This window comes from Endozoicomonas atrinae, assembly GCF_001647025.1.
GTDB lineage: Bacteria > Pseudomonadota > Gammaproteobacteria > Pseudomonadales > Endozoicomonadaceae > Endozoicomonas > Endozoicomonas atrinae.
On record NZ_LUKQ02000192.1, the window covers coordinates 1 to 10,372 of the forward strand.

The 10,372-nt window shown below is 46.3% G+C and carries 11 protein-coding genes; 5 read left to right on the top strand and 6 right to left on the bottom strand.

Annotated elements, in window-relative coordinates:
* Positions 1 to 199, bottom strand: a 199-nt coding sequence (locus tag AK963_RS35695; RefSeq protein WP_238593802.1) for a hypothetical protein, incomplete at its 3' end; no start/stop codon positions are given.
* 41 nt (positions 200 to 240) lie between these two features.
* Here AK963_RS35695 and AK963_RS20570 point away from each other — a divergent pair.
* From AK963_RS20570 to AK963_RS20580, 3 genes are all read left to right on the top strand, one after another.
* Positions 241 to 1,326, top strand: coding sequence for a hypothetical protein (locus AK963_RS20570; RefSeq protein ID WP_238593803.1), 1,086 nt, complete (start codon positions 241 to 243; stop codon positions 1,324 to 1,326).
* Between the two features lie 160 nt (positions 1,327 to 1,486).
* Positions 1,487 to 2,326: a protein kinase family protein gene (locus AK963_RS20575; protein WP_139117557.1), complete on the top strand. Its 840-nt coding sequence runs from the start codon at positions 1,487 to 1,489 to the stop codon at positions 2,324 to 2,326.
* A gap of 30 nt (positions 2,327 to 2,356) precedes the next feature.
* Complete coding sequence (locus AK963_RS20580; RefSeq protein WP_066017306.1) at positions 2,357 to 2,896, top strand: hypothetical protein; 540 nt, start codon at positions 2,357 to 2,359, stop codon at positions 2,894 to 2,896.
* A 25-nt stretch (positions 2,897 to 2,921) separates the two neighbouring features.
* On the opposite strand, the gene AK963_RS20585 is transcribed toward AK963_RS20580, so the two are convergent.
* Together AK963_RS20585 and AK963_RS20590 are read right to left on the bottom strand one after the other, a co-directional pair.
* A complete protein-coding gene (locus tag AK963_RS20585; protein ID WP_238593804.1) occupies positions 2,922 to 4,340 on the bottom strand; it encodes an MATE family efflux transporter in 1,419 nt (472 codons plus the stop codon).
* A gap of 30 nt (positions 4,341 to 4,370) precedes the next feature.
* Positions 4,371 to 4,955: a TetR/AcrR family transcriptional regulator gene (locus AK963_RS20590; protein WP_066017307.1), complete on the bottom strand. Its 585-nt coding sequence runs from the start codon at positions 4,953 to 4,955 to the stop codon at positions 4,371 to 4,373.
* An 81-nt stretch (positions 4,956 to 5,036) separates the two neighbouring features.
* Here AK963_RS20590 and AK963_RS20595 point away from each other — a divergent pair, with 81 nt between their 5' ends.
* Positions 5,037 to 5,573, top strand: a complete 537-nt coding sequence (locus tag AK963_RS20595) for a dihydrofolate reductase family protein (RefSeq protein WP_066017308.1) — start codon at positions 5,037 to 5,039, stop codon at positions 5,571 to 5,573.
* Positions 5,574 to 5,671: 98 nt separating this feature from the next.
* Here the strand turns inward: AK963_RS20595 and AK963_RS20600 are convergent, their stop codons facing one another.
* A complete protein-coding gene (locus tag AK963_RS20600) occupies positions 5,672 to 6,514 on the bottom strand; it encodes a helix-turn-helix domain-containing protein (protein WP_066017309.1) in 843 nt (280 codons plus the stop codon).
* Between the two features lie 18 nt (positions 6,515 to 6,532).
* Positions 6,533 to 6,958 carry an Lrp/AsnC family transcriptional regulator gene (locus tag AK963_RS20605; RefSeq protein WP_066017310.1) on the bottom strand — a complete coding sequence of 142 codons (426 nt, stop codon included), beginning with the start codon at positions 6,956 to 6,958 and terminating at the stop codon, positions 6,533 to 6,535.
* Positions 6,959 to 7,098: 140 nt separating this feature from the next.
* Here AK963_RS20605 and yjeH point away from each other — a divergent pair, with 140 nt between their 5' ends.
* Positions 7,099 to 8,373: an L-methionine/branched-chain amino acid transporter gene (gene yjeH, locus AK963_RS20610; RefSeq protein ID WP_066017311.1), complete on the top strand. Its 1,275-nt coding sequence runs from the start codon at positions 7,099 to 7,101 to the stop codon at positions 8,371 to 8,373.
* Positions 8,374 to 8,906: 533 nt separating this feature from the next.
* Here the strand turns inward: yjeH and AK963_RS20620 are convergent.
* A partial coding sequence (locus tag AK963_RS20620) for a hypothetical protein (RefSeq protein ID WP_238593805.1) occupies positions 8,907 to 10,372 on the bottom strand: 1,466 nt, incomplete at its 5' end.

Here is a 10,372-nt window from a genome sequence, read left to right on the forward strand (position 1 = left end):
GAAAATCAACATCATTAAAACCTTCGGGTAGCTGTGGTCGACGAGACATCTGTTCTAGATAATGCATGGTAATGATGCCTAAGCATAGTTGGCGGCAGCTTAAGGATTTAGAAAATGCGATTGGTATTATTCGCTCAAAAAGGTCAGGGCTATTACTGGGAAAAGAGACAACCGCCGGGGCTTGACCCCCAGCAACCATTCGACATAATTCTGAAGCCCAGCCAAGCTTATAAAGTGATTATGTCAGGGCAACAGCAACACGCAGTCTCCAAGACATGTCATTACCAACCGATTGATCGTTCAGCACTAAAATCCCCAGAGCAGCAGGTTCTTAGCATATATCATGGCAAAAGACCTGCAGCAACCCTTGAGCTGCCATCAACCCTGGATCCCAGAATTGGCTCAGCTGAACTATTTCCCGGTCTGGTTACCAGAATATTGAAAAACCCATTTGGTCAGGGTGTAACGATTATTCTGGGACGCAGAAACGACTCACTGAGTATCAGTCATGCGAGCCGTCTTGAAGCACTGGTAAAAAAAGAGTGGCAACAGGCACAGGCGGATATAGCCAGAGGAGTCCCCAAAGAGATTTCATTACTGCGCAGCCGTATCAGAAACCTGCCTGAGCGTGGAGAGCTGGAGTTGATAAGCTCTGACAGTATTAGAACAGAGGTGATTCAAGCAAAAGAACAGTTGTCAGCTTATAACCAGTCTATAAGCCATGTCTATTTAACGCCAGATCAGCTGGTCACAAGAAAACAGGCGATTCAGCAAAGGGTCACTGAACGTTTCAATAAGCCCGATGTTATCCAGAAAAAGCTACTCTCCCTCTCCTCCCGCAAACATCAGACAAAAGAAACATCTGAACAGTTACGTAAAGGGGTCAGAGCACTTCAAGTACACAGAGACATCGATGACTATGAGCGACAACTATCCAGAAAAATCCCACTGGGACAGGGTGCTTCAGAGAGAGAGGTGAGTCTTCTCCTGAAAAAAAATGAAAACCTGCAAAATGAATTGCTCAGGATTATCCAAGAGCAAAATGGAGAACTGGACGTTGCAGAAATCAATAACTTAAAGAGCAAAGTCCAAGAACTTAAAAACGACCAAGTACTTCTATTTCAGGTTTTAGACTCGCCAGCTTTGCCTGCAGTTGCCGAGAAAATCAGCTGGCAGGGAGCAATGGAGTTTAAGCGCGTTGGCTATGACCTGAACGATGAAGTGACACTTCCCGGCCACTGGTCAGACCAGCTACTGGATCCCGATATTCCCCCCCCGAGTTCTCGGCAATGGAAAAGAGAATACCGTCTACCTGATATCCTATAAAACGCGAAAAGGTAAAGCCCGAAGGGTCTTCAAACCTGAGCCAGCTATTGATAGATCAGCCTGGAGAAGCATTATTTCTCCCGAATCATACCATGACCAAAACCATCCCAATCTTACAGCTAGAAACCTGGCAACCGGAAAAATTGCCCAGATGCTGAGTATGGACGTTATGCCGGACATGTCGTTTTGTGAGCATGACCATCAAATCGGTCTTGAAATGGAGCTGGTTTCTGGGTCATCTGCCAAGACACGTATACCTTCAACAGCCACACAAAGGGAGAAAAAACTGGGCTATCAAGAACTGGTTGATAAGCAGGGCAACTGGAACACAAAGAACAAAATATTCAACGGACTGGCTGACCTTGAATTGTTGGATGCCATTTGTGCGCAACCAGACCGACACGATGACAACTTCTTTATAGACTATAAAACTGGCCGGGTAGTAGGTATTGATAACGATACCTGTCTTTATCCGTTCAGAGACATCATTGCACCATCCGCTGACAACAAATACGCTGAATGGCGCAAAGGGTGCCGTGTTGGCTACCCCAGACTGATGACTAGTAAGTCTTATGATCGTTTACAGAAGCTTGATGCAGAGCTGTTATGTGAGTCATTACCAGCCTGCTTTGGCCTAACTGTTAAAAATGCTCTGAAGGAAAGAATAATCCTGATTCAGCAACACAGTCGGGCACTGTTCTGTGGAGGGCGGATAGTCGATGATTGGCAAACGTGGCGTGATCCAACAACAAAAGAACCAGCTACGATGTTTCTTACTCTCTCAATGGAGGATATTGTCAAAAAAGAACGTATGGCCCTGAAAGAAGAAGCGATTCGTATCCAGCCTCTTCTCAGTAAATATAATTCAAATGAAAAACTGTCTGATAGTGAAAGCAGCATTGTCAGAGGTTATATGTTGAGAAACAAGTTGCTGAGTAATGATGAAGTTAATCAGAGGCATGCGATCAGCCGGAGCTATTTTTCTACGGCCATATTTTAAGCTAGTATCCATGGAAGACAGGGACCATTTATGAATACACACGACTCAATGGATATAAATGTAATCTCACTCGCTGATATTGCTGTAAACTTGAAAGCGCTTGGCGTTCCATTCCCTCCAGTGCCCAAGAACCTCTCTGATCATTTAATACCACTTTCAGAGATTGCTTTGGGTTCATGTCCGACAGATATTCCTCTTTATAACCTTGAAGCTCATCTCGATCAGTTACTGACACGATGGCCGTCTGATTATGTGATGTATGGTTTAAGTGGGCACGGTTTTAATTCCAGGGCTCTGCATTACTATCTCGTAACAGAGCAGTGCGCCCTGTTCATACAACGTTCTATACCAGTACTCTCACCATCTTCATTCCAACCAGAGCTGTTTTCACAATTAATGCAGCAAACCATTGAACTCAGCTGCCATCCAGCCCTGGATTCATCTCACAGCCAGTTGATCGTTGTAGACTCTGATATCCTGTATGGTCGAATAGGCAGATATCAAAGCGGACAGTTAAACTGGGACCATGAAGTAGCTAATGCCATTGAACATGCCTTAGCCACTTTATAGTTTAAACCGTCAGGTTTGTTGCCCCTCAGGTATTGAGAACGACAGGTACTGCAGGAACAGTTCGAGCCTGATAGCGATAATAGAGGTAGAGGCTGAACAACAGCGTCACCATTTCAGCAAAAGGCACCACAAGCCAGATTCCGTATTCTGGCATCAGCCAGGGCATTACCATCAGACCTGTCAAGACAAATCCAAACCCTCTTCCTAAGGACAGTATCGTGGCCAGCGTTGGCTTTTCTATCGCCTGAAAAAACGAAGCAATCATCAGGTTTACCGCCATGGCTGGAAATGCCAGAAAGTAGAGCGGCATAGCCAGGCTTGCCAGTTCAGACAGAGCCGGATAATCCACCACAAACAACCCTATCAGCCATTCGGTAGCCAGGCTGGCCATCATCAGCGCAACAACACCAACGCCAATAGCGGATTTAATACCGAGCAATAAAGTTTCGCGTCCGCGGCCAACCTCGTTGGCTCCATGGTTAAAGCTGATAATCGGCTGACAGGCCTGACCAATGCCCATCAGGATAAACAGCACCAGCACAGCAACGTTAATGACAATACTATAGGCTGTGACATAGAGATCCCCCCCATGACGAATCAACACCCAGTTGAAGATCAGCGTACTGACCCCAACGGTTGATTCGATAAAAAACGTCGGCAGTCCTGTACTGAAAATTTTTCCAACCCAGCTCAGCCCAACAGGGTTCAGACGGATACGCAGCTCACCTTTACCTCGGATAAAATGAGTCATGACCCCCGCAAACAGGACCAGTTGGGAAAGACCTGTCGCCAGAGCTGCACCCTTCACCCCCCAGGGAAAGACAAAGATAAACAGATAATCCAGTACGACATTGGTCAGTGCACTGGCCACCAGCGAATACATCGTCAGCCGTGGATTGCCATCGTTGCGAACAAAGCATGACAGCACCCAGCCCATGGCATAGACCATAAAGAACATCAGCATGATTTCCAGATAGTCCCGGGTCATGGTAAACAGAGCATCACTGGCACCGGTCATTAACACGAATTCATCAAGCCAGGTAAAACCGACGGTGACCAGAAGACCACTAATAACCAGTGTCATTAATATTGACTGGTTAAAAATTTTCTGTCCTTCTGTCCGGTTACCCCGGCCAAACTGGGTTGACATCAGTGCAGCACCACCAACACCAATCATCAGCGCCATGGCAAGGAACAGGGCAAAAAACGGGACGGTAAGCGAGAGCGCTGCCAGTGCATCGGCACCAACACCACGCCCCACCATAATGCTGTCTACCATTACGTAGAGAGATTTCACCACCATTCCACTGACAGCGGGCAGCAGGTAATGCAGAAAGCTGGAAGGAATTGGGTGATTGCGAAGATCGATTGAAGCCATAAAACCATTCATCCGGTAAAACAAACGACAGTCACTGACTGACACATCATGAATGGTATTTTCCATCTATAAACATTGTTTAGAAATGGATCATTTCTACTTTTTATGGTGTTTTTTTAACATAAGCATGTCTATATAGAGCATCAAAGGTCCATCCAGAAGCTCTACAGAAAGTGAGGAAGCCTGCTGACAGTTCAGTGCCAAAGCAAACCCATGGAGGTAGTCCACCAGCAAATCAAGCGCGGACTTTCGATAAGTGTCCGGTAAATTTAGAGGCGAAACGGCCCGTTCAAATCGTTCGATAAACACCTCAGCAGGCCCATGACTACCCATGCTCAACAGAGTCTCTAACAACCCGGGATGATCTTGCAGCAATTGCAGATAACTCAGACAAAGCTGATGAAGCTCTTTATGCCAATCAATAGAAAGAACAGGATCATAGATGGCATCCACCAGAGAGACAGTGACGGCTTCCAGCAATGCGTTTTTATTTTCAAAATAATAATAAATGGCCATGGCATCTACATCCAGAGCACTGGCCAGCTTTCGGATACTGGGAATTTTTCCTTCTTCTTTTAACAGCTCTTTCGCCTTCAGTACTATCTTTTCCGTACTCATCTGCCCTTTTAAGACAGAAGGACGGCCTCGCTTTTTCACGGGTTTATTCGCCTTGACAGACATCTGCAGACCTCATTAGACTGGCCGCACAAATTCTACGCTGTAGAATTTATCTATCAACCTTATTTCATACCGAGTTGTAATATGTCCAACTGCGTATATATCGCCACCAGCCTCGACGGATTTATTGCCGATAAAAATGGTGGTCTGGACTGGCTTCACTCCATACCCAATCCCGATGGTTCCGATATGGGCTTTGCCGACTTTATGGCAACAATTGACGCACTGGTGATGGGACGAAATACCTTCGAAACCGTACTGAGTTTTGACGGTGAGTGGCCCTACCCAAAACCTGTTTATGTAGCCAGCAACTCACTGGAAATGGTACCGGCAGATGTTGATGATAAAGCTTCTCTGATCCAGGGCACACCGGAGGAGATTATTACTGCGTTGAATGGCAGAGGTTTAAAAAACCTCTATATTGATGGCGGCGCTACTATTCAACAGTTTCTTCAGTGCGATCTGATTGATGAGATGATCATCACCACGATTCCGGTGCTGCTGGGTGAGGGGATCCCGCTCTTTGCCCATCTGGAGCGACCTCTCGAGTTTGAGCACCTGAAAACCGACGTTTTGCTGGGCAGTCTGGTAAAAAGTCATTATCGTCGTGTAAAGGTCTAGGAGTCTGCCGGACTTAGCCGACCGTAACGAGAAATAGTCCGATATGCTCCCAGGGCATGTTACCAACTGGCCATCCAACCAGTTAGTCATATCAGCACTCAGGCAAACACCTGACTGCGAAACTTCCTCGGTGATACTCCAATCTCCCTGCGGAAGAACCGGCAAAAATAACTGGTATCTTCGTAGCCAAGCCCAAAGGCAATTTCCTGAACGGTCTTCGTAGTAAAAGCCAGTTCACGACAGGCTGCTACCATCACACGCTCATGAATCAGCTGCGTCACCGTTTTGCCTACATATTGCCGGGTCAGCTCATTCAACCTCTTGGGAGTCAATCCAATTTCATCACCGTAGAAATTGTTGTGCCGGTACTCACGATAATGCTTTTCTATCAGCTCAAACAATTTCATCACCCTAGGGTCAAAGTAGACAGACTCAGGGTTATTGTCGGGAAAATACCGGGTAAGATAATGAAGAAAAGCGGTCAGCAGCGCTTCCAGCAGATCCCAGTCAGTCGTTGAGCGTTTGAGTTCATACTCCATCATCTCTCCCAGGTAATCCAGATGGCGATAGCCATCAGTATCCAGAGAAATACATGCCCGTTCGATACTGAAGGTGGCAAAGGCTTCCTGAAGAAGCAGCTGATTCCGATAGCCGGCACCAATAAAGTCCATCTGAAAAGACATCACATACATCAGGTCCGGTGGCGATATGATCTGATGTACCTGCCCCGGAGCAATCAGATAGAGTGTTTTCGGTCGCAGTGGATACTCTGTAAAGTCAATACAATGAGCCCCCCTGCCCTCTTCCGTCCAGATCACCTCAAAGTAATCATGCCGGTGCGGCACACGCTGATAGTCTTTACGGTTAACTTCATCTACCCGAACGATCTGAACCGGCTGACCAATCGGTAGTTGGAGCTGAGCAATGCTTTTATCAATCATGGTAACAGAGCACAGACATTAGCGATTATCAATCCACTCACTCATGACAACGTGGGTCTTTATTTTGACTATGTCGTCCATCATATCCAGAGACTCCCTGATCTCATGGATACGCCGCATGGAATCAGCTTTGACAAAAACCAGCAGATCCATATCACCAGAAATTCCATGACAGGTAACCACTTCCGGAATATTACGAAACTTCGGAATCACTTCCGCACATCGGGCACATTGATGTTGAATTTCAAAATAAACAGAAACCCCTTCTTTCTGAGACTCCGTCAGCAGAACCTGGTACCCCCTGATAAAACCATTAAGCTCCAGCTTCTTGATTCGCTCAGACACTGAAGATCGAGACAGATTAACCTGCGAAGCAATAAACGATACACTGGCGCGGGCATTTTTTTTAAGCTCTGCAATAATCGCCTGGTCAAACTTATCCAAGATCCCTCCAATGAATTAGTGATTCTCCAGACTCTACCGTCAATGTGACGGAAGAACAGGTGAAATGCCCGGTAAGGCTGACGGAATGTTATGTGAAACTGCTCTATAGTTGAAGCTGTAAACCATTGGCAAATAACGATATGACAAAGGCAACCGCAGTGCAGGACAGACCTTCTGGAATCGGTCGCTGGCAGGGAGCAGGACTGCTCGCCACGACCTTGCTGGGTACCAGTGTATTTATTCTTCCACAGTTAACCATAAAACTTGCAGGCTATGGTGCATTATGGGCATGGGCTCTGCTGACACTCACCATTCTTCCGGTCGCACTGGTTTTTGCCAGCCTGGCCAGCCGATTCCATCATGCAGCAGGCCCCGCCTATTTTGTTGAGAAAGCGTTTGGTTCCATTGCAGGCAGAACCATTGGCATCATCTTCATGCTGGCCGTTCCACTTGGAGCACCCGCTGCAATTATCATGACGTATCAATTTATCGATGCTCTGTTCATGGTACCGGATTCCATGATCCTGATCATACAGCTGAGTTTTCTGGTGCTGATTTATATTCTTAATTTTCGTGGCATACATATCTCGGCAACGCTTCAACTGATGCTTACTCTCGCCATTGTAGCGGTGTTAATGGTGATGATGTTCGCCTGGGGTATAGCTGATGTCCCTCACAGCCAGACACCAGCCATGATAGACAGTAGCCGGGTTCTTCAGGCCACAGGTCTTGCATTCTGGAGTTTTCTTGGCATGGAGGCCATGTCACACCTGTCAGATGACTTTAAAAACCCCGAAAAAGACCTTAAGCCAGCAATGATGATTGGGGTGATTATTGTCGGAAGTATCTATCTGGCCTGTACCTGGTTGATCCTTGCCATTCCAACAGACTCTCCATTGGCTATGGCGGGCATATTTGATCAACTCTTTGGTGGCATGGGAGCACCTGTTATTGGGGCTCTTGGGCTGGCAGGAGGCATAGCTGCCGTTAATGTCTATACCGCCAGCCTTATCCGCCTGGCACTCAGCTTCAGTCAGAAAGGCATTCTTCCAGAATGGCTCAGTAAACAAAATCAGCATGGTATTTCAGAGCGGGCTCTTACCACGGTACTGATGATAATGGCAGCAATCCTGATCATTACTCACCTTACCAATCAAGACCTGGAGGACCTGGTGTCATGGGTCAACGGGGTTTTTGTTATCATTTACCTGGCTTCTATGCTGGCAGCCTTCAGGCTGTTACCTGCTAAATATCACTGGGTAACTGTACTTGGTTGCTTGGTCTGCCTGATGCTGGCTTGGGGACTGGGATGGAAAATGGTTTATGCTGTAGCCATGCTCATCATTGCAGCCCCCATTCTATGGCTACAACAACAGAAAAAAATAAAGCCCGGATATACCGCCAGTTCTAGCTGATCGAAAACAGGCTTCTGGCAACCATATTGGTTGCCAGAATCGTTAATAACCACTTAATAACTACAAACAGTTTTTCATTATTAGTTTTAAGGCGAACTTTTGTGTCCAGCCACGAACCTGTTACTGATCCAGCAACCATTATCAATACGACCGTTATATACTCCCACAGGGAGACCCCGATCATTCCAAAAATGGGGATTTTAATGAGATGACTGAAGGTCATAAACACAGATAATGACATTTCCCAGTAGATGCTTTTATCAAAAAACCCAAGTGTGGCTCATTTATTTGCGGGTGAGCGGACTACCGAAGTTTTTTTGCCATCCAAACTACCTGAATATTCACGGCCCAACATAACCTCCATGGCAATACTGACTGATGAGAAAGAAAGATGAAAGAAAAGTTCCTAGCCAAATTTGGCCTGACTATAAAAACGACGATGGATTGGTTGGTGCGAGTCGGGTTGTAACGACTATACTTAAGCTGTGATACAGGACGTTTTCACGAGCGGCTTTAACACCGCTAATATTGCCTTATGAAGAGCGCGAATACCTTCCTAATAACTGTTTTATTCTCGATTGTTTTCCCAGGAAAATTTCTCCTCGCTTGATCACAAAATCCCCCGTTCTCTGTTGTTCTTTCTCAAGTACCTCCAGCGCTACACTCCGTGCCGATGAGTTGCCCTGTGAACCTTGGCTCCCCAACCGGCTCACAGTCTTTGTATAGTTCTGCAGATGTAGTGCATTCTCTCTGGCTCCCGTCAAGCCGCTATAGCGCATAAAGTGGGGACTGGCAGCAGCATCACCGGCAACGGTGATGACTACTTCATGGGAGCCTGATTTTTTCTCTATCACATTTCTCTTAACCCGATGTTGCTGTACAGGGAATACAGCCGCAAATGGGCCATTAATCTTATCTGCTGTAACACCCAGCGACTGGTCAATGCCATAACTATGTGCCACTGTTTGAAACCATGCCTTGGATAGTGCTTTCTGTACATTGGCTGCACGCTGATCACGCCATTTCTTATGGTCAGCTTCTGAACGTTTTACTCCCTTCTGATCAAACTCAGGTACAGGCAATACAGCTAACTGCTTCTGAATCTTCTGACAGAATTGATTAAACTCTTCAGGCACTTCCATCCCGATATAGATCAGATTCTTATTTTCAAAACACCGGGTCTGCATCGCTCTTCCTTGGGTTGATGCCTTCAAGCGCCGGACACTTCTTGACTGCTCATTTGCTTGCTGCACAAGAAAGCGTCTCTCATCTGAACTTAACCCCTCAATTCTGTCCACCTGAAATTCCATCTGCCCCTGGAAAAACTGCTGAAACTGTTGATCAAGTACCACCATGCCACGAAAATCCGGAAAGGTATCCAGCCGGTCATTTTGAATACGCTGATCTTTCGGTCCTTCCCAGCTACAAACACCATAGCTTCGGGCAACCGTTACAGGCTTATCCTTCATATACCTATTACGCAGCTGACTACTTTTACCTCCAGCGCAAATCACTAAATCAACGGGACGTGATAAAAACGCTTTGGGCTTCTGGAAACCAGCCGGGGGATTTTTCTTTCCGTTGGCAAAGGGAGAAGAATCATACTCAGGGTTATATTTAGCCTGTACTGTATAACCTAGTTCACTTTCCTCTACTTCCGTCATTTCATATGCAGCTAACCGTTCTAGTCGGGTTTTTCTCGGGTCATTACTCTGGGATGTGTGTGTGTAATTACGCGCCATCAGCTCAGTAAATCTATGATTAAGCCCCTCTTCCAAGCGGTGAGTAACAATTTCTCCAAAACCATCTGCACGCACAGTACCTTTTCCAGCCTGTCCATCCTGGCCGAACATATCATAGTAATGTTCTCCAATGTCATCACCGGCGTAAAAAGTCCTCAAAACACCAGTCCAAAATGACCTGTCGTTAAGTATAGCTTTTTGGGGTGGTCTGCAAGTCTGATAGTTCCAGAAAGTTAAATATTTTACTAAGCTGACTC

Bases quoted from the DNA above. Each gene is read 5' to 3' on its own strand.
- AK963_RS20590 (WP_066017307.1), bottom strand. From the start codon at position 4,955: ATGTCTGTCAAGGCGAATAAACCCGTGAAAAAGCGAGGCCGTCCTTCT.
- AK963_RS20600 (WP_066017309.1), bottom strand. From the start codon at position 6,514: ATGATTGATAAAAGCATTGCTCAGCTCCAACTACCGATTGGTCAGCCG.
- AK963_RS20570 (WP_238593803.1), top strand. From the start codon at position 241: ATGTCAGGGCAACAGCAACACGCAGTCTCCAAGACATGTCATTACCAA.
- AK963_RS20575 (WP_139117557.1), top strand. From the start codon at position 1,487: ATGGACGTTATGCCGGACATGTCGTTTTGTGAGCATGACCATCAAATC.
- AK963_RS20580 (WP_066017306.1), top strand. From the start codon at position 2,357: ATGAATACACACGACTCAATGGATATAAATGTAATCTCACTCGCTGAT.
- yjeH (WP_066017311.1), top strand. From the start codon at position 7,099: ATGACAAAGGCAACCGCAGTGCAGGACAGACCTTCTGGAATCGGTCGC.
- AK963_RS20595 (WP_066017308.1), top strand. From the start codon at position 5,037: ATGTCCAACTGCGTATATATCGCCACCAGCCTCGACGGATTTATTGCC.
- AK963_RS20585 (WP_238593804.1), bottom strand. From the start codon at position 4,340: ATGGAAAATACCATTCATGATGTGTCAGTCAGTGACTGTCGTTTGTTT.